At 77.7% G+C, this 24,359-nt stretch carries 22 protein-coding genes; 14 read left to right on the forward strand and 8 right to left on the reverse strand.

Going from position 1 to position 24,359, the window contains the following annotated elements:
- Positions 1–159: 159 nt before the first annotated feature.
- From ACFUMH_RS05745 to ACFUMH_RS05770, 6 genes are all read left to right on the forward strand, one after another.
- On the forward strand, positions 160–1,398 hold the full coding sequence (locus tag ACFUMH_RS05745; RefSeq protein WP_378201759.1) for a glycerophosphoryl diester phosphodiesterase membrane domain-containing protein: 1,239 nt from the start codon (positions 160–162) through the stop codon (positions 1,396–1,398).
- On the forward strand, positions 1,395–2,084 hold the full coding sequence (locus ACFUMH_RS05750) for a DUF4129 domain-containing protein (protein WP_378201762.1): 690 nt from the start codon (positions 1,395–1,397) through the stop codon (positions 2,082–2,084). Before ACFUMH_RS05745 ends, ACFUMH_RS05750 begins: the two co-directional genes overlap by 4 nt.
- Positions 2,081–3,304 (forward strand): DUF4350 domain-containing protein, encoded by a 1,224-nt coding sequence (locus ACFUMH_RS05755; protein ID WP_378201765.1) that lies wholly within the window; start codon positions 2,081–2,083, stop codon positions 3,302–3,304. Before ACFUMH_RS05750 ends, ACFUMH_RS05755 begins: the two co-directional genes overlap by 4 nt.
- Before the next feature lie 167 nt (positions 3,305–3,471).
- On the forward strand, positions 3,472–4,413 hold the full coding sequence (locus tag ACFUMH_RS05760) for an AAA family ATPase (RefSeq protein WP_378201851.1): 942 nt from the start codon (positions 3,472–3,474) through the stop codon (positions 4,411–4,413).
- Positions 4,414–4,416: 3 nt separating this feature from the next.
- Complete coding sequence (locus ACFUMH_RS05765) at positions 4,417–5,733, forward strand: DUF58 domain-containing protein (RefSeq protein WP_378201768.1); 1,317 nt, start codon at positions 4,417–4,419, stop codon at positions 5,731–5,733.
- Positions 5,734–5,839: 106 nt separating this feature from the next.
- Entirely contained in the window at positions 5,840–7,006 is a 1,167-nt protein-coding gene (locus ACFUMH_RS05770) for a winged helix DNA-binding domain-containing protein (protein ID WP_378201771.1), read from the forward strand.
- 74 nt (positions 7,007–7,080) lie between these two features.
- On the opposite strand, the gene ACFUMH_RS05775 is transcribed toward ACFUMH_RS05770, so the two are convergent.
- Positions 7,081–8,070, reverse strand: coding sequence for a stage II sporulation protein M (locus tag ACFUMH_RS05775; RefSeq protein ID WP_378201774.1), 990 nt, complete (start codon positions 8,068–8,070; stop codon positions 7,081–7,083).
- A 60-nt stretch (positions 8,071–8,130) separates the two neighbouring features.
- Between ACFUMH_RS05775 and ACFUMH_RS05780 the strand changes: the two genes are divergently transcribed.
- The 4 genes from ACFUMH_RS05780 (at position 8,131) to ACFUMH_RS05795 (ending at position 12,562) form a co-directional block, all read left to right on the forward strand.
- Entirely contained in the window at positions 8,131–8,982 is an 852-nt protein-coding gene (locus tag ACFUMH_RS05780) for an RDD family protein (RefSeq protein WP_378201777.1), read from the forward strand.
- 426 nt (positions 8,983–9,408) lie between these two features.
- Entirely contained in the window at positions 9,409–10,671 is a 1,263-nt protein-coding gene (locus ACFUMH_RS05785) for a glycine betaine/L-proline ABC transporter ATP-binding protein (protein ID WP_378201780.1), read from the forward strand.
- On the forward strand, positions 10,668–11,540 hold the full coding sequence (locus tag ACFUMH_RS05790) for an ABC transporter permease (RefSeq protein WP_378201783.1): 873 nt from the start codon (positions 10,668–10,670) through the stop codon (positions 11,538–11,540). The genes ACFUMH_RS05785 and ACFUMH_RS05790 overlap by 4 nt, the downstream gene beginning before the upstream one ends.
- 110 nt (positions 11,541–11,650) lie before the next feature.
- Positions 11,651–12,562, forward strand: coding sequence for a glycine betaine ABC transporter substrate-binding protein (locus ACFUMH_RS05795; RefSeq protein WP_378201786.1), 912 nt, complete (start codon positions 11,651–11,653; stop codon positions 12,560–12,562).
- A 67-nt stretch (positions 12,563–12,629) separates the two neighbouring features.
- On the opposite strand, the gene ACFUMH_RS05800 is transcribed toward ACFUMH_RS05795, so the two are convergent.
- From ACFUMH_RS05800 to ACFUMH_RS05815, 4 genes are all read right to left on the reverse strand, one after another.
- Entirely contained in the window at positions 12,630–12,857 is a 228-nt protein-coding gene (locus tag ACFUMH_RS05800) for a Trm112 family protein (protein ID WP_378201789.1), read from the reverse strand.
- Entirely contained in the window at positions 12,854–14,305 is a 1,452-nt protein-coding gene (locus ACFUMH_RS05805; protein WP_378201792.1) for a phosphomannomutase/phosphoglucomutase, read from the reverse strand. The genes ACFUMH_RS05800 and ACFUMH_RS05805 overlap by 4 nt, the downstream gene beginning before the upstream one ends.
- Positions 14,306–14,420: 115 nt before the next feature.
- Positions 14,421–14,684 carry a hypothetical protein gene (locus ACFUMH_RS05810; protein ID WP_378201795.1) on the reverse strand — a complete coding sequence of 88 codons (264 nt, stop codon included), beginning with the start codon at positions 14,682–14,684 and terminating at the stop codon, positions 14,421–14,423.
- Positions 14,681–15,061, reverse strand: a complete 381-nt coding sequence (locus ACFUMH_RS05815) for a DUF3499 domain-containing protein (RefSeq protein WP_378201798.1) — start codon at positions 15,059–15,061, stop codon at positions 14,681–14,683. The genes ACFUMH_RS05810 and ACFUMH_RS05815 overlap by 4 nt, the downstream gene beginning before the upstream one ends.
- 266 nt (positions 15,062–15,327) lie before the next feature.
- On the opposite strand from ACFUMH_RS05815, the gene ACFUMH_RS05820 reads away from it, so the two are divergent.
- Together ACFUMH_RS05820 and ACFUMH_RS05825 are read left to right on the forward strand one after the other, a co-directional pair.
- Entirely contained in the window at positions 15,328–15,687 is a 360-nt protein-coding gene (locus ACFUMH_RS05820) for a metallopeptidase family protein (RefSeq protein ID WP_378201801.1), read from the forward strand.
- Between the two features lie 12 nt (positions 15,688–15,699).
- Complete coding sequence (locus ACFUMH_RS05825) at positions 15,700–16,581, forward strand: glycosyltransferase family 2 protein (protein ID WP_378201804.1); 882 nt, start codon at positions 15,700–15,702, stop codon at positions 16,579–16,581.
- 42 nt (positions 16,582–16,623) lie between these two features.
- Here ACFUMH_RS05825 and ACFUMH_RS05830 read toward each other — a convergent pair whose 3' ends face one another.
- The 3 genes from ACFUMH_RS05830 to ACFUMH_RS05840 form a co-directional block, all read right to left on the reverse strand.
- A complete protein-coding gene (locus ACFUMH_RS05830) occupies positions 16,624–18,297 on the reverse strand; it encodes a DUF5719 family protein (protein ID WP_378201807.1) in 1,674 nt (557 codons plus the stop codon).
- On the reverse strand, positions 18,294–21,977 hold the full coding sequence (locus ACFUMH_RS05835) for a glycosyltransferase (protein ID WP_378201810.1): 3,684 nt from the start codon (positions 21,975–21,977) through the stop codon (positions 18,294–18,296). The genes ACFUMH_RS05830 and ACFUMH_RS05835 overlap by 4 nt, the downstream gene beginning before the upstream one ends.
- A gap of 82 nt (positions 21,978–22,059) precedes the next feature.
- A complete protein-coding gene (locus tag ACFUMH_RS05840; RefSeq protein ID WP_378201813.1) occupies positions 22,060–22,386 on the reverse strand; it encodes a WhiB family transcriptional regulator in 327 nt (108 codons plus the stop codon).
- A gap of 246 nt (positions 22,387–22,632) precedes the next feature.
- On the opposite strand from ACFUMH_RS05840, the gene ACFUMH_RS05845 reads away from it, so the two are divergent.
- Together ACFUMH_RS05845 and rfbA are read left to right on the forward strand one after the other, a co-directional pair.
- Positions 22,633–23,400 (forward strand): TIGR03089 family protein, encoded by a 768-nt coding sequence (locus ACFUMH_RS05845; RefSeq protein WP_378201816.1) that lies wholly within the window; start codon positions 22,633–22,635, stop codon positions 23,398–23,400.
- 74 nt (positions 23,401–23,474) lie between these two features.
- Positions 23,475–24,344: a glucose-1-phosphate thymidylyltransferase RfbA gene (gene rfbA, locus ACFUMH_RS05850; RefSeq protein WP_378201819.1), complete on the forward strand. Its 870-nt coding sequence runs from the start codon at positions 23,475–23,477 to the stop codon at positions 24,342–24,344.
- The last annotated feature ends 15 nt before the right edge of the window (positions 24,345–24,359 follow it).

Here is a 24,359-nt window from a genome sequence, read left to right on the forward strand (position 1 = left end):
GCGCACCGCCGTGCGGGTGACGTCCCCGGCCGGCGACCCGACCACAGGCCCCGGCCGGTGCCGTCCGTCCACGCACGCCCGTGACCTGGCCGGTCGTCGACCCCGCGCGTGGCACGATGGCCCCGGACCCGCACGCCGCACCGAGGAGCCGTGGAGAGCATGACCGCACCGCAGGACGACGGCACGTCCTCGTCGCCGTGGGTCAGCCCGTCGGCGGGGCGCCCCGGGACCGCTCCCGAGGCCGCGCCGGGGGCCGCTCCCGGAGCCACTCCCGACCCCGCCCCCGCGCCCACGCCCGGCCCGGTGCCGCCGCCCGCGCCCCCGTCGCCGGTCGGGTGGGGCTCCCCCGCGTCGTCCCCCGGCTGGGGCGCGCCGGCCGCACCGCCCGCCGCACCGTGGGGGCAGCAGCCGCCGGCCGGTCCCGCCGGCCCGGCGCCCGCCGGCCCGCCCGGGCCGTGGCGCCCCGCGCCGCTGCAGCCGGGCATCGTCCCGCTGCGCCCGCTCGGCCTCGGCGAGATCCTCGACGGCTCCGTGCGCGCCGTGCGCCACAACCCCGTCGTCATGTTCGGGCTCGCGGCGCTCGTCACGACGGTGGCCGTCGCGCTGCAGACGCTCGTGCAGCTCTACGTCGCCGGGCTCGTCGCGGCGTCGCTCGGCGACGCCCTCGCGGGCACGGACGCCACGGGCACCGACGTGGGCGCGGTCAGCGAGGTGTTCTCCATGGGCCTCGCGCAGTCCGCGACGCAGCCGCTGCTGCTGCCGGCGACGAGCGTCCTGACGGGGTTCCTCATCGTCTCGGTGAGCCGCTCCGTCCTCGGGCGGCGCGTCGAGCTGCGGGAGGTCCTGCGCACGCGCCGCGTGTGGTGGGTCCTCGGGTTCGCCGTGCTCGTGCTGCTCGCGGAGGCCGTCGTGGGCGCCGCGTGGTTCGCGCTCGTCCTGCTCCTGTTCAGCCAGCAGCAGGAGGGGGCCGCGCTCGCGCTCCTCGTGCTCGGCGGGATCCTGTACGTCGTCGCACTCGTGTGGGTGACCGTCCGCACGCTCCTGGTGCCCCCCGCGCTCGTGCTCGAGGGCAAGCCGTTCCGCGCGACGGTCGCACGCGCCTGGCGCCTCACGCGCGGCAGCTTCTGGCGCCTCTTCGGCACGTACCTGCTCGCGACGCTGCTGGTCGCCGTCGTCACCTCCCTGTTCCTCGTCCCCGCCGGCATCCTGGCGGGTCTGCTGACCGGCGTGACGGGGTCCGCGACGGTCACGGTGGTGCTGACCGCGGTCGGCTCGGTCGTCGGGCTGACGGTCTCCACGTCGTTCCTCGCGGCGCTCGTCGCACTCCTCTACGTCGACGTCCGGATGCGCCGCGAGGGTCTCGACCTCGAGCTGGCCCGCGCGGCGAGCGAGCCGTGACGGCTGCCGTCGTGGCGGCCGCGGTGCTCGCGGACGTCCCCGTCCGCCCGGACGCCCCGACGGCGCGGCGCTGGGTGCTCGAGGAGCTCGCCGACCCCGCCTACAGCCGGCAGGAGTCGCTGCTCGACCGCTTCCTCGGCTGGGTCGGCGAGCAGCTCGCGAACATGCAGGTCGTGGGCATGCCCCCGCTCGGCGCGCTGGCCCTGGTGGTCGGCGTGGCGGTCGTCGTCGTCGCGATCGCGCTGTGGGTGGCCGGACCGGTGCGCGGCCGCGTCGCGACCCGGCGGCGGGCGCAGGCCGTGCTGGCCGCCGACGACCGCCGCACCGCCGACGACCTGCGCGCGGCCGCCGACGCCGCCGCGACGGCGGGCGACTGGGCCGCCGCCGTGGCCGAGCGGTTCCGCGCCGTCGTGCGGGCGCTCGAGGAGCGCGGTGTCCTCGACGAGCGGCCCGGCCGCACCGCCCACGAGGCGGCCGGCCTCGCGGCGCGCGCGCTCCCGGCGGTGGCCGGCGACCTGGCGCTCGGCGGCGACCGGTTCGACGACGTGGTCTACGGGCACCGCGGCGCGACCCCTGAGGACGACCGGCGCATGCGCGACGTCGACGCCGCCGTGCGCGCCGCCCGGGTCGGTCGGGTGCCGGCGGCCGTGGGCGCCGGCGGCCCGGGCGCGGACGGTGCCGCGTGAGCGCGCCCCCGGCTCCCGCCGCGGTTACCGGCATCACGCTGCGCCCCGGCGAGGTCCTCGGCGACGGCACGACCGGCCGCACGCGCGCCGCGGGCCGGTGGCAGCGCCTGCGTCCCTGGCTCGTCGTGGCGGCCGTCGTGGTGCTGGGCGTCCTCGTGCTGCTGCTCCCCGCGCCGCCGTCCAGCACGACGCCCGGCGCCCCCGACAACGCCGGCGCGGGCGGCGCGCGGGCGCTGGCGCAGGTGCTCGGGCGGCAGGGCGTGGAGGTCGAGTACGTCCGCACCACCAGCGCCGCGGAGGCCGCGGCGGCGCGCGGCGGCACGGTGCTCGTGATCGGCGACGTGTGGTTGCTGCCCGAGCAGGTCGAGCGCCTCGCCGCCCTCGACAACGACCTCGTCCTCGTCGACGCCGAGTGGGCGCTGTCCCTCGTGGCGCCGGACCTGACGACGGGCGGCGACGTGTCGCCCCGCGGGGTCCGCACGGCGGCGTGCGACGACCCGGACGCCGTCGCGGCCGGCACCGTCACCGCCGCCGGGTCCGTGGAGGACACCACGGGTGGGGCCACGGTGTGCTTCCCGCCCGCGGGCGGGCCCGCGACCGAGGGCGCGTACGTGGTGCTCGAGCAGGACGGCCGCCGCGTCACGGCGCTGTCCGACCTGACCCCCCTCACCAACGACGCGATCGCCGACGAGGGCAACGCCGCGCTGGCCCTGCGGGCGCTCGGGCGGCACGACCACCTCGTCTGGTACGTCCCGAGCCTCGACGACGCCGGCGCCGCCCGCCCCGACGAGAGCGGCGCGTCGCTCACCGACCTCGTGCCGTGGGTGCGCCCCGTGACGCTGTGGCTGCTGCTCGTGCTCGCGGTCGTCGTCCTGTGGCGCGCCCGCCGGCTCGGTCCCGTCGTCGCCGAGCCGCTGCCCGTGGTGGTGCGCTCGGCCGAGGCGACGCGCGGGCGCGGGCGGCTGTACCGACGCGGGCGGGCGCACGGGCACGCCGCCGCGGCCCTGCGGGCCGGCACCGCGACGCGCACCGCGCACCGGCTCGGGCTGCCGCGCTCGACGCCGGCACCCGCGCTCGTCGACGCCGTGGCACGCGCGTCCGGGCGGCCCTCGGACCACGTCGAGCAGCTGCTGTACGGACCGCCCCCCACCGACGACGCGGGCCTGCAGCGGCTCGCCGACGACCTGCACCACCTGGAGAGCGAGGTTCACCGACCGTGACCGACGAGACGCCCTACCCGCCGGCGCCCGCACCCGCCGCGGCGCCGCAGCCGCCGGCGCCCACGGCCGCGGCCGCACCCGCCGTCGCCGCGACGTCCGCCCCCGCCGGCCCGGTCACCGCCGCGCCCACGCCGGGGGCACCCGCGCCCCTCACCCCGACCGAGGACCTGCGCGCCGCGCTCGCCGCCGTCCGCGCCGAGGTCGGCAAGGCCGTCGTCGGCCAGGACGCCGCCGTCACGGGACTGATCATCGCGCTGCTGTGCCGCGGGCACGTGCTGCTCGAGGGCGTGCCCGGCGTCGCGAAGACGCTCATGGTGCGCAGCCTGTCGGGCGCGCTCTCCCTCGGCACCAAGCGCGTGCAGTTCACGCCCGACCTCATGCCGGGCGACGTGACCGGCTCGCTCGTGTACGACGCCCGCACGGCCGAGTTCTCGTTCCGCGAGGGCCCCGTGTTCACGCACCTGCTCCTCGCCGACGAGATCAACCGCACGCCCCCGAAGACGCAGGCGTCGCTGCTCGAGGCCATGGAGGAGCGGCAGGTCTCCGTCGACGGCGTCCCGCGCCCCCTCCCGGACCCGTTCGTCGTCGTCGCGACGCAGAACCCCGTCGAGTACGAGGGCACCTACCCGCTGCCGGAGGCGCAGCTCGACCGGTTCCTGCTCAAGCTCACGCTGCCGCTCCCGGAGCGCGCGGACGAGGTCGAGGTCCTCGCCCGGCACGCCGCCGGCTTCGACCCGCGCGACCTCGCCGCGGCGGGCGTCCGTGCGGTGGCCGGCGCCGCCGAGCTCGCGCGCGCCCGGGCCGAGGTCGCGCGCGTCCAGGTCGCGCCCGAGGTCCTCGGCTACGTCGTCGACGTGTGCCGCGCGACGCGCACGTCGCCGTCCCTCGCGCTGGGCGTCTCGCCCCGCGGCGCGACCGCGCTGCTGGCGACCGCCCGCGCGTGGGCGTGGCTCTCGGGGCGCGGCTACGTCACCCCCGACGACGTGCAGGCGCTCGCGCACCCGACCCTGCGCCACCGGGTGCAGCTGCGCGCCGAGGCGGAGATCGAGGGCGTCACCACCGAGTCGGTGCTCGACACCGTGCTCGCGTCCGTCCCGGTCCCCCGCTGAGCCGTGGCGGTCACCTCCCGCGCGGTCCTCGTCGCGCTCGCCGGGCTGCTGCCGGTCGCGGTGCTGCCCGCGCCCGTGACGGTGCTGGTCTGGGCGGTCGTCGTGGCGGTGCTGTGCGCGGTGGACGTGGCGCTCGCGGCGTCCCCGCGCGAGGTCGCCGTCTCCCGTGACGTGCCGCGCGCGGTGCGGCTGGGGCAGGCGACGCGCTCGGCGCTCACGCTCCGGGCCGTGGGCGACCGCCGCGTGCGGGCGCTCGTGCGGGACGCGTGGCCGCCGTCCGCGCTCCCCGACGGCGACGCGCCGACGGGCGCGCGCACGCCCCGGCACCGGGTCGACGTGCCGCCCGGCGAGTCCCGCACGGTCACGACGCCGCTGGTGCCGACGCGCCGCGGCGACCTGCCCGGGCACCAGGTCACGCTGCGCACGGTCGGGCCGCTCGGCCTCGCCGGCCGCCAGGTGTCGCTCACCGTGCCCGCGCGGCTGCGCGTGCTGCCCGAGTTCGCGTCGCGCCGGCACCTGCCGTCGCGGCTCGCCCGCCTGCGCGAGCTCGACGGGCGCGCCGCGGTGCAGGTGCGCGGCGCCGGGACGGAGTTCGACTCGCTGCGCGAGTACGTCGACGGCGACGACGTGCGCTCGATCGACTGGCGCGCGACCGCCCGACGCCAGGAGGTCGTGGTCCGCACGTGGCGGCCGGAGCGTGACCGGCACGTGCTGCTCGTCGTCGACACGTCGCGCACGAGCGCGGCCCGCGTCCTCGACGCGACGCGCCTCGAGGCGTCGGTCGAGGCCGCCCTGCTGCTCGGCGTGCTCGCCGCGCACGCCGGCGACCGCGTCGAGCTGCTCGCGTACGACCGGCGGGTGCGCGCCCGGGTCGCCGACACGCACCAGAGCCGCGTCCTGCCGGGGCTGGCCGAGGCGCTCGCCGGCGTGCAGCCCGAGCTCGTGGAGACGGACTGGGCCGGCCTGGTCACCCAGGTGCGGTCGCGGCTGAGCCGGCGGGCGCTCGTCGTGCTGCTGACGTCGCTCGACCCCGCGGCCGTCGAGCAGGGCCTGCTCGAGGTGGTCGGCCAGCTGACGCGGCGCCACCAGGTGGTCCTCGCGTCGGTCGCCGACCCCGAGCTCGAGGACCTCCGGACCGCGCGTCGCACCGTGGAGGAGGTCTTCGACGCGGCGGCGGCCGAACGTGCCCTCCTCGAGCGCGCCGCCGTCGGCGTGCGGCTGCGCCAGCGCGGCGTCGAGGTCGTCGAGGCGCTGCCGGACGAGCTCGCGCCGCGGCTCGCGGACACGTACCTCGCGCTCAAGGCGGCCGGGCGGCTCTGAGCGACGGCGGGCCGCGGCCGGCCCCCGAACCGGCCCGCGCCCTGCCCACCGACCCGCGCCTGCGGACCGGCCCGCGCTGCGGCCGTGCGCGCTAGCGTCGCCTCCCGTGGACGCCCCGCTCGACGACCGCGCGCTCAACCGCGCGCTGCTCGCACGCCAGCACCTGCTGAGCCGGTCCACCGCGGGCGTCGAGCAGGTCGTCACGGACCTCGTCGGGCTGCAGGCGCAGAACCCGTGGTCGCCGTTCGTGGGGCTGTGGAGCCGCGTGGAGGACTTCCGCACCGGCACGCTCGACGCGCTGCTGCTCGACCGCCGCCTCGTGCGGATCGCCGTCATGCGCTCGACGATCCACCTCGTGACCGCCGAGGACGCCGCCGTGCTCGCGACGCTCGTCCGCCCGGTCCTGCACCGCGAGCTGCGCGCGAACCCGCAGCGGCGCGCCGCGGCCGACGCCCTCGACCTCGACCTGCTCGCGCGGCTCGCCGCGGAGCACATCACGGCGGAGCCGCGCCCGACGACGCGCCTCGGCGCCCACCTCGCCGCCACGTGGCCCGACGTCGACCCCCAGCACCTCGCGGCGTTCGCGCGGGCGCTGCTGCCGCTCGTCCAGGTGCCGCCGCGCGGGCTGTGGCGGGGGTCCGCCGCGCCGACGCTCACCACCCTCGACGCGTGGGTGCCCGACGCCGTCGCGGCCGCGGGCGACCTGACGGACCCGGACGTGCGCCGCCGCGCCGAGGAGCGCCTCGTGCTCCGGTACCTGGCGGCGTACGGGCCGGCGTCGGTCGCCGACGTGCAGGCGTGGTCCGCCCTGCGCGGCCTGCGTGCGGTCGTGGACCGGGTGCGTGACCGGCTGGTCGAGCTGCCCGCGACGCCGGCCACCGCGTCGGGGCGGCCCCGCCTGCTGCTCGACCTGCCCGACGCGCCGCGACCCGACCCCGACGTGCCTGCCCCCGTGCGCTACCTCGCCGACTACGACGACGTGTGGCTGTCGCACGACCGGCGCGACCGCGTCATCGACGACGCGCACCGCCGGCGCCTGCAGACGCCGAACGGCCGCACGCCCGCGGCCGTGCTCGTCGACGGTCGCGTCCGCGCGACGTGGGCCGTGGCCCGCACCACCGCCGGGACGCGCGTGCGCGCCACCCCGACGGTCACGCCCCTCGAGCCCCTGACCGCGTCCGAGCGCCGCGACGTCGCGGCCGAGGGCGACGCGTTCGTCCGCTTCGTCGCGGACGACGCCGACGACCACGAGGTCCGCCTGGCCACGACCTGAGCCGACCGACCGGCGCGGTCGCACCAGGCACCGCGTCGGCCGGCGGCCCGCGGTCGCGACCGTGTACCCGGCCGTCAGCCCGCGGTCGCGACCGTGTACCCCGCCCGGTCCGCCGTGAGGTCGCCCGTCTCCCCCGCCGCGACGGCCCGTCGGCCCAGCACGAGCGTGTACGCCCAGAACGCTGCCAGCACGACGGCGCCGATCGCGACCTTCACCGGCCACGGCAGCGTCGACCCGGTGACGAACCCCTCCACCAGGCCCGACACCGCGAGCACACCGACGAGGCCGATCGCCACGGTGAACAGCGCACGCCCCTCCTGCGCCAGCGCACGCCCGCGCGGGCGCGGGCCCGGGTCCACCATCGTCCAGAACAGGCGCAGGCCCGCGGCGCCGGCGACGAAGATGGCGGTCAGCTCGAGCAGCCCGTGCGGCGAGATGAGCTGCAGGAACACGTCCAGCCGCCCGTGCGCCGCCATGAGCCCACCCGCGGCGCCGACGTTCACCGCGTTGCTGAGCAGCATGTACACGGGCAGCACGCCCGTGATCCCGGTGCCGACGCAGACGGCGGCGATCCAGGCGTTGTTGGTCCACACCATCGTCGCGAAGCCGGCACCCGGCTCGTAGTACGCGGCGAACTGCTCCTCGACGTACTCGCGCTGCGACGCAGGCGTCCCCATGAGCGCCCGGGCGTCGGGGTCCAGGGCGACGAGCAGACCGGTCGCGACGCCCACGAGGAGGAACGCGGCCATCACCGCGACGGTCCACCAGCGGATCCGGTGGAGCGCTGCGGGCACGCTCACGACGACGAACCGGGCGACGTCCGACCACGCGGGCGCGTGCGTGCCGGCGAGCCGCCCTCGCGCGCGGCCGAGCAGCTGCGACAGCCGGGTGACCGTCTCGGGGTCCGGCGCCGCCGACCGCACGGCCGACAGGTCGGTCGCGGTGGCCTGGTACAGCCGCACGAGCTCGTCCGCCTGCGCGCCGTCGAGCCGGCGTGCGCGGACGAGCGCGTCGAGGCGCGTCCACAGAGGCGTCCGGGCGCGGGTCCAGGCGTCGAGGTCCACGCCCCCAGCCTGCCACCCGCGGACGGTCGCGCGGTGCCGCCCGGCGGCTAGTCTGCGCAGGTGAGCGTGGGCACGGGGTGGCGGCCGGACGGGCCGGCGGACGGCGTCGTCATCGGCGAGGGCGTCCTCCTCGACACGCGCCCGGCCTCGGTGGCGTCCCGGCTGTGCGGCGGCATCGTCGACGTGATCGCGCTGCTCGTGGGCGCGTACGTCGCCACACGCCTGCTGGGCGGCGTGGACCTGGCGCTCGACGCGCAGACCGGCCGGATCCTCATGATCGTCGTGCTCGTCACCGTCGTGCTGGTCCTGCCGACGACCGTGGAGACGCTGACGCGCGGCCGCTCGCTCGGCAAGCTCGTCGCCGGCATCCGGGTCGTGCGGGACGACGGCGGTCCCCTCACGTTCCGGCAGGCGTTCGTGCGTGCCCTCACCGGTGTGCTGGAGCTGTGGGCGACGCTCGGCTCGGTGGCCTTCCTGACGTCCCTCGTGCACCCGCAGGGCAAGCGCGTCGGGGACGTCCTCGCCGGCACGTACGCGGCGCGCGTGCGCGGGGCCGCGCCGGTGCGGCGGACGACCCCGATGCCGCCCGCCCTCGCCGGCTGGGCCGCGCACGCCGACGTGGCGCGCCTGCCGGACGGCCTCGCGCTGGCGGTCCGGCAGTTCCTCGCCCGCGCCGACCGCTTGCACCCGGCCTCGCGCGTGCAGCTCGGGACGCGGCTGTGCGCCGAGCTCGGGCCGTTCGTGAGCCCGCCGCCGCCCGCCGGGACGCACCCGGAGGCGTTCCTCGCCGCCGTCCTCGCGGAACGCCGGCGGCGCGAGACGGACGTGGAGCTCGACCGGGTGCGCCGCGGCGAGGAGGAGGCACGGCTGCTGCGGCGCCTCCCGCACGGCGTGCCCGACCCCGCGGCCTGAGTCGTCGCAGGCAGGGCTGCCGCGCCCGCACGGGGCGGCCCGGACCGTGCCGACGGGGCCCGGTCCCCCCGCAGACCACCATGTGATGGTCACGCTTCGGTCACGATCTCGGTACGCGCGTCTCTGCAGGTCACGCGTCCATCTCCGCGCGGGGGTGGGCGTCGTGGGCGGCCGGATACCGGGCGAACCGGGCACACGTCGTTTGCGGCGACCGTGCGCGGCGCGGCAGGGTGGGCCGCGCCCCGGGCCGTCCGGCCGGGGGCGGACCCCGAGGGTCACGACCGACCCTCGACCCGGCCACGCCGGGCGCGCACAGCGCAGACCGCACCGGTCCGGGGTCCGACGCGAGAGCCCGTGAGCGGGTGCACGTGGTGCACCCGCGGCCGCCGCACACCCGGCGCCGGGCTCAGGACGGACGAGGTGGACGTGACCGCACTGCGCGCCGAGGGCGTGTACAAGATCTTCGGCCGGCGACCCGCGGAGGCGCTGCGCCGCCTCCGGGAGGGAGCGACGCGCGACGAAGTGCGCCCGTGGGGCACCGCCGCGGTCGTCGACGTCGACCTGGAGATCGCCTCCGGCGAGACGTTCGTCGTCATGGGCCTGTCGGGCTCCGGCAAGTCGACCCTCATCCGCATGCTCAACGGCCTGTGGCGGCCCACGGCCGGCCGGGTGCTGCTCGGGGACGACGACCTCGCGGCCGTCGACGCCCGCCGCCTGCGCGAGCTGCGCCGCCGCCGGGTGAGCATGGTGTTCCAGCACTTCGCGCTCCTGCCGCACCGCAGCGTGCTCGACAACGCGGCGTACCCGCTCGAGGTCCAGGGCGTGGACCGCGCCGAGCGGCGTCGGCGCGCCGGCGAGGCCCTCGAGCTCGTCGGGCTCTCCGGCTGGGCGGACTCCCTGCCGTCGCAGCTGTCGGGCGGCATGCGCCAGCGCGTCGGGCTCGCCCGGGCCCTCGCCGCGGGCACGGACGTCCTGCTCATGGACGAGGCCTTCAGCGCGCTCGACCCGCTCATCCGCCGCGAGATGCAGGACCAGCTGCTCGAGCTGCAGCAGCAGCTCGGCAAGACGGTCGTCTTCATCACGCACGACCTCAACGAGGCGATGTACCTCGGCGACCGGATCGCCGTGATGCGCGACGGCCGCGTCGTGCAGGTCGGCACCGGCGAGGAGATCCTGTCCGCGCCCGCCGACGAGTACGTCGCGCAGTTCGTCGCCGACGTCGACCGCTCGCGCGTGCTCACGGCAGCGTCGGTGATGCGTCCCCCGGCCGTGACCGTCCAGGTGACCGCCGGCCCGCGGCAGGTGCTGCGCACGCTGCGCGAGCAGCAGCTGCCCGCGGCGTACGTCGTGGACCGACGGCGCGTCCTGCAGGGCGTGGTGCGCGACGCGGACGTGGTCTCCGCGCTGCGCGCCGGCACGGCCGCGCTCACGGACGCGCTCGACCGCGACGTCACGAGCGTCGGTCCCACCACGCCGCTCGCCGACGTGTTCGCCCCAGCGGCGGGGTCCGCGCTGCCGGTGCCGGTCGTCGACGACGACCGGCGGCTCGTCGGCGTCATCCCGCGCGTGACGCTGCTCGAGGCGATGACGCCGACCGACGTCCCGCCGGCAGGCGACCTGCCGCCGACCCCGCCGGACGGCACGCCGTTGCCGGCCACCGCCGCCACCCGGACGGAGGCCGTCGCGTGAGCGCCACGAGCATCCTCCCCCGCCTGCCGCTGGGCGACGCCGTCGAGACGGCGACCGACTGGGTCACCAGCACGTTCCGCGGCCTGTTCCGCGCCGTGCGCGACGTGGTCGAGCTCGTCTACGACGGCCTCGACGCCGTGCTCGGCGGCCCGCCCGCGTGGACCGTCGCGCTCGCGCTCGCGCTGGTCGCCCTCCTCGTCAAGGGCTGGCGCCTGGCCGTCGGCTCCCTCGTCGGGTTCGGCGTCGTCATCGCGGTGGCGCAGTGGGACAACGCGATGGACAGCCTCGCGCTCGTGCTGCTGGCCAGCGTGGTCGCGCTCGCGCTCGCCGTCCCGCTCGGCATCTGGGCCGCCCGCGACGACCGCGTGTCCGCCCTGCTGCGTCCCGTGCTCGACCTGATGCAGACGATGCCGACGTTCGTCTACCTCATCCCGATGGCGATCATCTTCCGCGTCGGCATCGTGCCCGGCGTGGTCGCGACGGTCGTGTTCGCGATGGTGCCCGGCGTGCGCTTCACCGAGCTCGGCATCCGCCAGGTCGACCGGGAGGTCGTCGAGGCCGGTCACGCCTTCGGGTCGACCGAGGGGCGCATCCTGCGCCAGATCCAGCTGCCCCTCGCGCTGCCGACGATCATGGCGGGCGTCAACCAGGTGATCATGCTCGCCCTGTCCATGGTGGTCGTCGCCGGCCTCGTCGGCGCGGGCGGCCTCGGCGGCGAGGTCGTCAACGCGCTGACGCGCGTCGACGTCGCGCTCGGCGTCGAGGCCGGCCTGTCGGTCGTCGTCCTCGCCATGTACCTGGACCGCGTCACCGCGGCCCTCGCCGGGCGGGCACCCGTCTCCCGCGCCCTCGCCGCCGCGTCCGCCTGACCACCCCTCCGCGCGGCCGGCACGGTCGCCACGCACGTCCGGCGCGCCCGCGCGCCGGCTCCCCCACCCCTCGGGACGGGCACCGGGCCCGTCCCCCACGGAAGGACACGATGACCCCCGCACGTCTGCGCACCACCCTCGCCGCCGCGGCAGCCCTCTCCCTCGGCCTGACGGCCTGCTCCGGCGGGACGTCCGAGGAGGCCGACCGGCTCGAGAACGGCGACCTGCCGCAGGTCTCGATCGGCATCCACACCGGCTGGGACGAGGGCATCGCCGTCTCGCACCTGTTCGCGGCCGCCCTCGAGGACGCCGGCTACGACGTGGAGACGGACGACGCCGACGCCGGCATCGTCTACACCGGCCTGGCCGGCGGCGACTACGACGTCAACTTCGACATGTGGCTGCCGACGACGCACGCCGACTACCTGGAGACGTACGGCGACGACCTCGAGCAGCTCGGCGTCTGGTACGACGACGCCACGCTGACCATCGCGGTCAACAAGGACGCGCCGATCACGTCGCTCGAGGAGCTCGCGGCGAACGCCGACGCGTTCGACGGCCGCATCGTCGGCATCGAGGCAGGGGCAGGGCTCACCCGCATCACGCAGGACGAGGTGATCCCGGGCTACGGCCTCGACGGCATGGAGTTCGTCGTCTCCTCGACGCCCGCCATGCTCGCCGAGCTGAAGGCCGCGACGGACGCGGGCGAGGACGTCGTCGTGACGCTGTGGCGGCCGCACTGGGCCTACGACGCCTACCCGGTGCGCGACCTGGAGGACCCGCAGGGCCTGCTCGGCACCGCCGAGGAGATCCACACCGTCGGGCGCTCCGGGTTCACGGAGGACTACCCGGCGCTGGCGGCCGCCATCGGCGACTTCACGCTGACGGACGAGCAGCTCTTCTCGCTCGAGAACCGCATCTTCCACGAGGACGACGGCGCGGACCCCGCCGCGTCGGCCCGCGCGTGGCTCGAGGAGAACACCGACCTGCGCGACGCCCTGGCGGACGCCCTCGCGGGCTGACGCGGCACGACGGCCGACGGCCCCCGGTGCGCACGCACCGGGGGCCGTCGTCGTGCGGGGACGGACGTCAGGCGGGCCGCGCCTCGTCGGCCAGCAGCACGGGGATACCGTCGCGCACGGGGTAGACCAGCGGGCGCTCCGGGTCCTGCGAGACGAGCACGGGACGGCCGTCGGCGTCCGTGCCGTCCACGAGCTCGGCGCCCGTCACGGGGCAGCGCAGCAGCGCCCGCGCCCACGGCTCGAGCGAGGGCGCGGTGGCCGTAGTGGCCTCCTCAAGCTGATGGTCGTCGGTCATCGGGTCTCCTCCTGCCGCACGAGCGCGAGCACGTCGTCGCGCACCTTCTCCATGATGTCCTCGTCCGCCGCCTCGACGTTTAGCCGCAGCAGCGGCTCGGTGTTCGACGCACGCAGGTTGAACCACCACTGCGGGTGGCCGTCCCAGTGCGAGACCGTGAGCCCGTCGAGCTCGTCGACCTGCACCGGGCCACCGCCCTGCTGCGTCACGTACGCCTCGACGACGCGGGCGCGCGCCGCGGCCACGTCCTCGACGCGGGAGTTGATCTCGCCGCTGCTCAGGTACGGCTGGTACTGGTCCGCCAGCGCGGACAACGGGTGCGGCTGGCCGCCGAGCGCCGCGAGCACGTGCATGGCGGCGAGCATGCCCGTGTCCGCGAAGAAGAACTCGCGGAAGTAGTAGTGCGCGCTGTGCTCGCCGCCGAACACGGCCTCGTGCTCGGCCATCTGCGCCTTGATGAACGAGTGCCCGACGCGGGTGCGGACCGTGCGCGCGCCCGCCGCCTGCAGCAGGTCCGGCACGACCTGGGAGGTGATCAGGTTGTGGATCACCGTCGGCGTGCGGCCGGCGGCGCGCTCGCGCTCGACCTCGCGCAGGCCGACCAGCGCCGTGATCGCGGACGGGCTGACCGCGTCCCCGTTCTCGTCGACGACGAAGCAGCGGTCCGCGTCGCCGTCGAACGCGAGCCCCAGGTCGGCGCCGTGCTGCACGACCGCCGCCTGCAGGTCGCGCAGGTTCTCCGGCTCGAGCGGGTTCGCCTCGTGGTTCGGGAACGTGCCGTCGAGCTCGAAGTACAGCGGCACGACGTCGAGCGGCAGGGCCGGCAGGCCCGCGCCCGTGCCCAGCACCGCGGGGACGGTGTGCCCGCCCATGCCGTTGCCCGCATCGACCACGACCTTGAGCGGGCGGATGCCCGACAGGTCGACGAGCGAGCGCAGGAACTGCGCGTACTCGGTCAGCATGTCGCGCTCGGTGGCGGTGCCGCGGTCCGCGACCGGCTCGACGCCGTCGGCGACGTACCGGCCGGCGAGCTCCCGGACGTCCGCGAGCCCGGTGTCCTGGCCGACGGGACGCGCGCCGGCGCGGCACAGCTTGATGCCGTTGTACTGCGCCGGGTTGTGGCTCGCGGTGAACATCGCCCCGGGCACGCCCAGCGCGCCCGAGGCGTGGTACAGGCCGTCGGTCGAGCACAGGCCGATGAGGACCACGTCGACGCCCCGCGCCGTGAGGCCCTCGGCGAACGCGCCGACGAGCTCCGGGCCGGAGGGACGCATGTCGTTGCCGATCACGACGCGCGGCCGGGCGCCGGCGGCGACCTCCGGCAGCACGACGACGTCGGCGAACGCGGCGCCGATGGCACGCGCGACGCCCGCGTCGAGCTGCTCGGGGTACGTGCCCCGGACGTCGTAGGCCTTGATGAGCGCGGAGAGGTCCACGGGTGCGGGCACGAAAGGGTCCTTCGTTCTACGACGGCGGGGTCGGGCCCCACCCTAGCGAGCGTGCGGCGTCGGTCGTGGCGGGGTGGTCGTGCGGGGTCGGTCGCGCGGGGTCGGTCGTGCGCCGTCAGCCGGCGTCGCGCGGGGACCCGTCCGGGCCCAGCGGCGTGCCGTCGCCGTCGACGACGTACCAGGCGGTGGTCTCGCACGCGTCGCACGAGGCGAACACCGCCGGCCGGCCGTCCGGCAGCGCGAGCCGCACGCGCGTCAGCGCGGCGGACCGGCAGCGGTGGCAGCCGGGGACGACCGCGGAGTCGTCGACGACCGGGCGCGTCACCGAGCCCAGGGGCTCGTCCGCCGGCGTGCGTCGCGCACGCCCGCGACCCGTCACGGCGCCTCGCCGGGGACGACGCGCAGGTGGCCCCGGCGACGCCCGTCCGCCGGGGCGGTCGCGGCCGGCACGGGGGCCAGCGCGGGCGACGGCTCGGGCGCGCGGCGGCGGCCCGCCTCGCGGACCGCGTCCGCGAGGGCCAGCAGGTCGTCGTGGCTCGGCGCGGCAGCCTCGAGGTCGGGCAGCAGCCGCACGACCTCCCAGCCGCGCGGCGCGGTGAGCCGCTCCGCGTGCTCGACGCAGAGGTCGTACGAGTGCGGCTCCGCCAGCTGGGCCAGCGGCCCCAGCACCGCGGTGGAGTCGGCGTAGACGTAGGTGAGCGTCGCGACCGCAGCGTGCGGGCACGCCGTGCGCGAGCACTGCCGGACGGATCTCACATGCAGACGGTACCCCGTGGGCGCGCGCGGGAGGGTGCGCCCACGCACGCACACCCCGCCGTGTCGCGCCGACGTACAGTGGCCGGATGACCCCCGCCGGCCCGTCCCGTCCCGTCCCGGGGTCCCCCTCGAGCGCGACCCCGGGGGCGCCGGACCGCGTGCTGCCCGCTCGCCGTGGCGCCGACGTGCCCGCGTCGCCGCCCCGCGCCGGGGCCGTCCGCCGGCGCGACCGCCGGGGCCGCGGCCTGCGCGGACCGGTGCTGCCGATGAGCACGCCCGGCTACCGTACGCGCGCCGAGCGCTTCGACGACTTGGTGCTCGACGCGGTCGAGGACCTCGAGCGCCGCTGGGCGCGCCAGCTCGAGGGCGTGGAGTTCGCGGTCGAGGACGTGCCGCCGTCCGACCCGGCGCCGTGGGAGAGCGGCGGCGTGCCGCTCGGTCGCTACTTCCCCGCCGACACGGGCCTCCCCCACCGCATCGTCGTCTACCGCCGCCCCGTCGAGGCCCGCGCGCACGACGCCGCCGACCTGCCGGACCTCGTCCGCGACGTCGTCGTCGAGCAGGTCGCCCACCTCCTCGGGCGTGCGCCGGACGAGGTGGACCCCGGGTACGACGACGGCCACTAGGCTGGGTCGTCGATGAGCGCGTCCCCCGCAGTCCCCCCGGCTGCCCCCCGTGTCCGCGTCGTGTGCGTCGTCTACCACCCCGGTGACGAGCTCCGCCGCTTCGCCCGCACGCTCGCAGCCGCCTCGACGCAGCCCGTCGAGCTGGTCGTCGTCGACAACGGCACCGACCACGCTGTCGCGGAGGCCGTCGTCCTCGAGGCCGGCGGGCGGCTCGTCGTGCCCGGGTCGAACGTCGGCTACGGCGCTGCTGCGAACGCCGGTACGCGGGGCGCGACCGCACCGTGGCTCGTCGTCGCGAACTCCGACCTCGAGTGGACGCCCGGCTCGCTCGACGAGCTGCTCGACGCCGGCGACGACCAGCCGCGCGCGGGCTCGCTCGGGCCGATGCTGCTCAACACCGACGGCACGATGTACCCGTCCGCGCGCGCGCTGCCCTCGCTGCGCCAGGGCGCCGGCCACGCCGTGTTCGCGCGCGTGTGGCCCGAGAACCCGTGGACCCGCGCGTACCACGCGCGCCAGGAGTCGGTCGGGGGCTACCTGCGCGAGGCCGGCTGGTTGTCGGGCGCGTGCCTGGTGCTGCGCCGGGAGGCGTTCGAGCAGGTCGGCGGCTTCGACGAGTCGTACTTCATGTTCTTCGAGGACGTCGACCTCGGCGAGCGGCTCGGCCGCGCCGGGTGGGAGAACCTGTACGTGCCGGACGTGCGGGTCACGCACGTCGGCGGCACGTCGTGGCGGGACAAGCCGGCGCCGATGATCCGGGCGCACCACGCGAGCGCCCGGCAGTACCTGCACCGGCGCTACCGGCACTGGTGGCAGGCGCCGCTGCGGGTCGCGATCGACGCCGGACTCACGCTCCGGGAGCGCGCACAGCTGCGGTCCACCGGGGCGGCCTGAGCCCGTCCGCTCGCGCGGGCGCTCCTCGGCGCCCGGCCCGCGTCAGCCCCGCGTCGCGCGCGGGTCCTCGCGGACCCGCAGCGTCGCGGCCGCGTCGGCCACCGGCACGGGCGTGAGCACCGACACCAGGGGGCCGTCCTCCTGGGCGACCTCGAGGTGCACGGCCCAGACGACGTCGGCGCCGCCGAGCACCTCGAGCTCGAGACCGGCGGCGTCCGCCGCTCCCGGGGCCAGGTCGGCGACCGCCCACGAGCCGGTCGTGCCGGCGTCCACCGTCACGTCGTGCTCCGACAGCACGCGCCCGTCGTCGTCGAGGACGTGCAGCCGCGCACGGCCCGCGCCCGTGGCCGTCGGGTCCTCGCCGTCCGCGACGGCGCCCACCACGAGGGTCGCGGCGACGCCCGCGGGCAGCGCCACGGCGCCGTGCGTGTCGACCGACGTGCCGGTGGACGTGCCCGACGTGCCGGCGGTCGTCGCGGCGGACCAGGCCCGCTCGACGCGCGGCCGGTCGTCGAGCTCGCCGGCCGTCCCGGTGCGGGTCGCCACCGCGGCCGCCACCACCGGCTCGTCGGCATCCACGACCACCGTCCACGCGCCGGCGGGCAGCCCGGCGAGGGGGACGTCGACGACCGTGCCGGCCGCGAGCTCCACCTCGTCCGCGCCGGGCAGGTCGAGCGGGCCGTCACCGCCCAGCAGGGTCACGCGCGCCGTCGTGCCGTCCTCGCCCGGCGCGAGCAGGCGCAGGGCGGGCCCGACCTCCCCGCCCACCTGCGACTCCTCGACCACGATGCCCGGCACCAGCTGGCGCTGCGCCGGCCCGCGGCCCGGGACGACCAGGTCGGTGCCCGCGGGCGTGAAGCCCTCGACCACGGAGTCCTGCACGTGCGCCGCGACCTGCCCGCCGGTGGACGTCACGTGCACGACGACGCCACGCTGCTCGGCGGCGGCACCACCGAGGTCGACCACCTGCGTCGCGCCCGGTGCGACGACGTGCCGGTCGGTGGTCGGCTCGACCGGCCCGTTCGGCCCCCACACCTCGAGGGTGACCTCGGCCGTCGTCAGGCCGGGGTTGGTGAGGACGAGCGTGGCCGTCGAGCCGACGGTCGTCGCACCGCCGACGAGCCAGTCGTCGACGCCCGGCGGCGTGCACGACGCCGCCGCGAGGCCGCGCAGGTCGCCGGCGCTGACGAGCGACGTCGTGGCGGCAGCGAGCACCGGGGCGGTGTCCGCGGGGGCGCCGCGCACGACCAGCGGGTCGACCACCGGGTCGAGCCGCAGCACGCCGCCGCCGGCGGCGAGCCTGCCGGTCGCGTCCCCGCGACCGGGCGGCAGTACCTCGGCGGCCCCGGCGCCGCGGCCCGCGGCGACGACGGCATCGACCGTCGTGGCCGGCGCCACCGGCGTCGGGTCGAAGGCGTCGTCCCCCCGCTCCCGCTCCGCGGGAGGCTGCAGGGTCCCCGCGCACGCGAGCGTCGTCGGGGTGGGCGGCGTGTCGACGTCCGCGGCCGCGACCGGCACGGCGTCGGCGACACCCAGGTGCACGCCCGCCGCGACGGCCCCACCGGCGAGCGCCAGCACGGCCAGCCCGCCGAGCACGCGCGCGGCGCGGCCGCGCCAAGGGCCCGTGGGCGCGGGCGCCGCGTCGGCCGGGGCGCGGTCGACGCGCACGCCGGCGTCGGGCGTGCGGTCGTCGGGCGTGCGGTCGTCGGCCGTCATGTGCGCACCCCTCGTCGCCGGCGCAGCGGGAGCGCCAGCAGCACCGTCACCAACGTCGTCAGGCCGAGCGCCACGAGCCAGGGCGTGCGCTCGGGGGCGTCGTGCCGCACTTCGAGCCGGCCGCCGTCGGCGCCGACCGCGAACGCCTGCCGCCAGCCGACGTCGACCGGCTGGAGGCGGCGGCCGTCGAGGTGGGCGTGCCACCCCTGGTCGGCGCGCTCGGCCAGCACGAGGACGCGGTCCGCGTCGCCCGCGGGCACCTCGACGTCCAGGGAGCGTCGCGCCGACGGCACGGCCTGCGCCCCGACGGCCAGGTCGTCCGGCTCGGTGGTCCCGTCCGCGTCGGGCACGAGCCGCGCCCACGCCGCGACGACGTCGCCCTCGGTGGGTCGCACGCGCCACAGCGTGCCGGCACCGTGGTGCGTGACGCGCTCCAGGCCCGCGGTGGCGTCGAGCGTGCCGACGAGCCGGGCACGCGCCTCCCGGGTGCCGGGGTCGTCCGCGACGGGTGCCGGCACGAGCACGTCGGCGACGCCGAGCGCGGCGAGCGAGGTGGCGACGTCGCCCGCCGCACCGCCGGCGAGCCGGGCGGCGACCGTGGCGACCTCCGCGGACGCGTCGTCCGTCACCGCGCCGGACGGGTCGGTGAGGGGCTCCGCGGCCCGCGCGGTGGTCACGGCGGCCGCGTCGTCGACGAGCTGGTCGCCGTCCGCCCGCAGGAGGCTCCACCCGACGGTGCCGGACGCACCCTCGGCGGGCTCGAGCGTGAGCGCGAGCACGCGCGTGCCGGCGGACGAGCCCGCACCCTGCTGCCCGACGACGGGCACGACGGGGTCGGTCGACGCGCGCAGCGCGACCGCGTCCCCGGCCCGCGCGACCCACGCCCACGACACCGGGGCGAGGAGGGCCACGGCGACCACGACGGCGGTCGTCACGCCGACGACCGGCTGGCGCCAGCCGAAGGAGTGCCGTGCGAGCCGCTCCGGCAGCCGGTCGGCGCCGAGCACCGCGGCCCCGAGCAGGCCGAGCGTGAGGAGGGAGACCGCCGCGCCGGTCCACGCCGGGGCGACGGCGTCGGGGCCGACCGCCGCGGGCAGCAGCGCGAGGGCGGTGGCCGTGGCGGCACCGCACGCGGCGACGGCCCAGCACGCCCGCACGCCGCGCGCGACCGCGGGTCCGCGCCACAGGGCGAGGAGCGCGAGGAGCACCAGGACGGCACCGGTCAGGTAGGGCCACGCGTCGGCGAGCGGCCCCGGCAGCCCGGGCGGCACGAGCGCCGCCGGGTCCGCGGGGACGCCGAGCGCGCGCGCCACGGCGTCCGCGGGCGGCACGGCCGCGACCGGGCCGGGCTCCGCGAGCAGGAGCCGGACCCCGGCGGGGCCGCGGCGCACGGCCTCGAGGACCAGGGGCAGCGCCAGCACGAGCGCCGGCACGGCGGCGAGCAGGACGCGTCCCCGTCCGCGGGGCACGAGCGCCGCCACGAGCAGGACGACCACGAGCGCCGGCACGAGCAGCACGGGCGCACCGGCGACGACGACGGCGAGCGCCAGCGCGGCCCCGGCCGCCGCGGTCAGCGAGCCGGTGGGGTCGGGGGCGCCGACCATCGCGTGCGTCGGCGGCGCGCCGTCGGGCAGGTCGGTGGGCGCCGTGCCGGGCGTCGTCGACGCGACGAGACGGACCGGCGCCGCCACGGCGGGGACGGCGCCCGACGGCGCGGACCGCGGCTGCGGCAGGGCCGGCACGCCGCGGACGGGCGTCGCGACGTCGCTCTCGTCGACGGGCGCGGCGGCGACCGGCTCGACGACGACCGCGTCGGGGGCGGGCTCCGGGACGGGCTCGTCGCGGACGTCGCGGACGACCGGCTCGTCGAGGTCGCGCCGCACGGTCGCGAGCCCGGACAGCACCTGGTCGACGCGCTGCACGCCGACGGCCCGGGCCAGGCCGAGCGCGACCCACGGCAGGGCCGCGTGCGCGAGCACGGCGCCGACGCGGCCGGAGCCGACGGCCAGCAGCAGCGCCGGCGCGAGCGCCCAGACGACCGCCGCCCAGGCGCGCACGCCGACGGACCGGGTCGCGGCGCCGGCGGCGGCCCACGCGCCCAGCCCGGACAGCAGGACGCCGCCGAGCACGACGACGCCCACGGCGGCGGCGAGGCTGCCGTCGAGGACGGCGGCGAGCGGCAGCAGGACGAGCAGCAGCGGGTCCGCGGGCCCGGGCGCGCCGAGCCCGCCGGCGACCCACCCGGACGTGGCGGCCGACCACACGTCGGCGAGGTCCGTCGTCGCGCGTGCGAGCGCCGGGCCGACGAGCTGCGCACCGCCGAGCACGGGCCCCACGAGCCCGCCGAGCGCCACCGCGGTGACGGCGAGCAGCACGGCCGCGACCACGGCGAGGGTGCCGCGCCGGCGCGTGGCGAGGGCGGCGAGCTCGCGCAGCTCCAGCTCGCTGGGCGCCTGCACGACGCGGCGGGCCTCGCGGCGGGCGAGGCGACGGTCGCGCCCCTGGCGCCACACGTCGCGCCACGTCGCCTGCAGCGGGCGCAGCGTGCGACGCGGCAGCACGCGGGACGCCCGCGCCCGCCGGCGCGCGCGCACGACGGCGGCCGGCCGCAGCAGCGCGCCGAGCGCGACACGCACCTCGGCCACCGCGAGGCGGGGCTGCTTGACCGCGAGCTGCCCGAGCGCGCGCAGCGTCCCGGCGGCCAGCGTCATGAGGACCACGAGCGGCAGGAGCGGCAGCGGGGCGCCGGCGAGGCGGCTGTGCAGCAGCGCGCGGCGGCGCGCCGCGAACGAGCGGGTGGGGTCGGCGGCGTCGGGCTCGCCGTCGCCGTCGAGGTCGACCTCGCGCGCGTCGGCGCCCGCCGGTGCCGACGCCCCGGTGCCGGGCCCCCGCACCGGGCGCAGGCCGTGGTAGGCGGCCTGCGCGTGCCGCACCACCGCGGTGGGCACCACGACGACGCGGTGCCCGGCGAGACGGGCGCGGCGCGACAGGTCGAGGCCGTCGCCGAACGGGCCCAGCGCCGCGTCGGTGCCACCGAGGGCGTCCCAGACGTCGCGCCGCACGAGGGCGCCGGCGACGCCGACCCCGAGCACGTCGGTCCGCCCGTCGTGCTGCCCCTGGTCGAGCTCCCCGGCCTCGACGTCGGTCACGCGCCGGCCGGACCGCGTCGTGCGCAGCCCGACCTCGAGCAGCCGCTCGGGCTCCGTCCACGTGCGCTGCTTGCACCCCGCGACGGCGACCGACGGGGCGTGGCCGACCGTCTTCACCAGCTGGGCGAGCGCGGCGGGGGCGGGCGCGCTGTCGTCGTGCAGCAGCCAGAGCCACGCCGTGGGCCGCTCGTCGACCGCCTCGGCGAGCAGCGCGAGGCCGGCGACCACCGCGTCGCCGAAGGAGCGCGCACCGGGGGCGGACACGGTCGCGAGGCGGGGCACGGGCGCCGGCGTGGCGGCGAAGGCGTCGTCGAGGAGGGCACCCAGCTGCGGGTCCGGCGCGCCCGGCGCGCGCTCGGCGACGTCGACCAGGAGCACGCGGAACGGGCGGCGCGTCTGGGCCGCCAGGGCCCGCAGCGTCGTCGCCAGGTAGCCGGTGCGCCCGTGGGTCACCACGACGGCCGTCACGGGCGTCGTCACCGGGACGGCTGCGGTCGTGGGGAGGTCCACGGGGGACAGCGTGTCAGTCATGCTCGCGTCATCATGCCGTCGGGCCCGCTCCCACGGGCGCAGCGGCGCCCGGCGTGGCGGGACCCCGCCGACGTCGGTGCGCTCAGACCACGCGCCGCTTGAGCTTGCGGCGCTCGCGCTCGGACAGGCCGCCCCAGATGCCGAAGCGCTCGTCGTTGGCCAGCGCGTACTCGAGGCACTCGGCGCGCACGTCGCAGGACGTGCACACCTTCTTGGCCTCGCGCGTCGAGCCGCCCTTCTCGGGGAAGAACGCCTCCGGGTCGGTCTGCGCGCACAGCGCGCGCTCCTGCCACCCCATGGGGCCGTCGTCGTCGGGCGTGCCGAACAGGGCCAGCACGTTGCCGGCCGGTGCGGTCACGGGGGTGGCGACGTCGTCGGGCAGGTCCTCGTCGTCGAGCAGGTGCCACATGCGTGCCTCCGCGGGTCTGATGCTCGGTGTCCTCGTCCTGGCTGGCTCCCTCGAAGCCGGCCGTGCGGCGCGGAGGCCGCGACGTTCGCGCTCGATGAATCAGTTCTCAGGAATTACACGCGTGTCGTTCGACCCCGTCAACCGCAGACGTGCTAGATGCCCGAGTTGTCCGGGTGAAAGTTGTGTGCGCGCGGCGTGGCGTCCCACCACGCGGTCGCCCGGGCGTCCGCTGCGTAGCCTGCCACCATGCCTGCCACGACGACCGACTCCCCCGCCGCCGGCCGTCCCGCCGACGTCGCCGCCCTCCTCGCCGGGCTCGTGCGCGAGCCCGGCCGGCCGCGCCTGACCTGGTACGGCCCCGACCACGAGCGGGTCGAGCTGTCGGGCGCCGTCCTCGCCAACTGGGTCGTGAAGACGACGAACCTGCTCGTCGAGGAGCTCGACGCCGGGCCGGGCGTGCGCGTGCTCCTCGACCTCCCGGCGCACTGGCGGGCGCTGACGTGGGCGCCCGCGGTGTGGCGCGCCGGCGCGTGCGTCGTGCGCGCCGACGCCGCCCGGGCGCCCGCGGACGGCGGCCGCGTCGACGTCGTCGTCACCTCCCGCCCGGACGAGCACGGCACCGGCGCGCCCGTCGTCGCCGTGTCGCTCGCGGCGCTCGCCCGGTCCTGGGCGGGCCCTCTCCCCCGGGGGGCGGTCGACGCCGCGGCCGCCGTCATGACGTACCCCGACGCCCTGGGCTGGGTCCCGGCCGTCGACACGGGCGCCCCCGCGGTCGCCGGCGGGCCGGACGTCGCGCACGCCGCGCTGCTCGGTACGGCGCTCGGCACGGCACCGCCCGCCGGTGCGCGCGTGCTGCGCGACGTGCGCGGCCTCGACGGCGTCGACCTCGCGCTCGCCGCGGCGGCGACGTGGGCGGTGGACGGCTCCCTCGTGCTCGTCGACGGCGGCGCGCTCGACGACGCGGCCCTCGAGCGGCTGCGCACCGGGGAGCGCGTCACGCACGACGCGGGCTGACCGCCGGCGTCCACGCGCCGGGCGCAGGCACGCCCGGACCCACGCGGCGCCCGGATGGGCCAGAATGGCGACCCATGCGCGGAATCATCCTGGCCGGCGGCTCCGGCACCCGGCTGCACCCCATCACTCTCGGCGTGAGCAAGCAGCTGGTGCCGGTCTACGACAAGCCGATGATCTACTACCCGCTGTCGACGCTGATCCTCGCCGGCATCCGGGACGTCCTCGTCATCACGACGCCGCACGACGCCGAGCAGTTCCGGCGGCTGCTGGGCGACGGGTCGCAGTTCGGCATCTCGATCACCTACACCGTGCAGGAGCAGCCGAACGGGCTCGCCCAGGCGTTCGTGCTCGGCGCCGACTTCGTCGGGAACGACGCGGCGGCCCTGGTCCTCGGGGACAACATCTTCTACGGGCCGGGCCTCGGCAGCCGCCTGCAGCGCTTCGAGGACATCGACGGCGGGGCCGTGTTCGCCTATCGAGTCGCCGACCCGACGGCCTACGGCGTCGTCGAGTTCGACGACGCCGGTCGCGCCCTGTCCCTCGAGGAGAAGCCCGTCCGTCCGAAGAGCAGCTACGCGGTCCCAGGGCTCTACTTCTACGACAACGACGTCGTCGCGATCGCCCGCGACCTCGAGCCGTCGCCGCGGGGCGAGTACGAGATCACCGACGTCAACCGCGCCTACCTCGAGCAGGGCCGTCTGCAGGTCGAGGTGCTGCCGCGGGGTACCGCGTGGCTCGACACGGGAACGTTCGACTCGCTGCTCGAGGCGTCCGACTACGTCCGCACCATCGAGCACCGTCAGGGGCTCAAGGTCGGCGCACCGGAAGAGGTCGCCTGGCGGCGCGGGTTCCTGTCGGACGACGAGCTGCGCGAACGCGCGGAGAGGCTCGTCAAGTCCGGCTACGGCACCTACTTGCTCGGGCTCCTCGACCAGGAGCGCTGAGCGCGTCGCCCCCGT

Origin of the sequence: Cellulomonas sp. NPDC057328, assembly GCF_042667215.1 — a bacterium.
Taxonomy (GTDB): Bacteria; Actinomycetota; Actinomycetes; order Actinomycetales; family Cellulomonadaceae; genus Cellulomonas.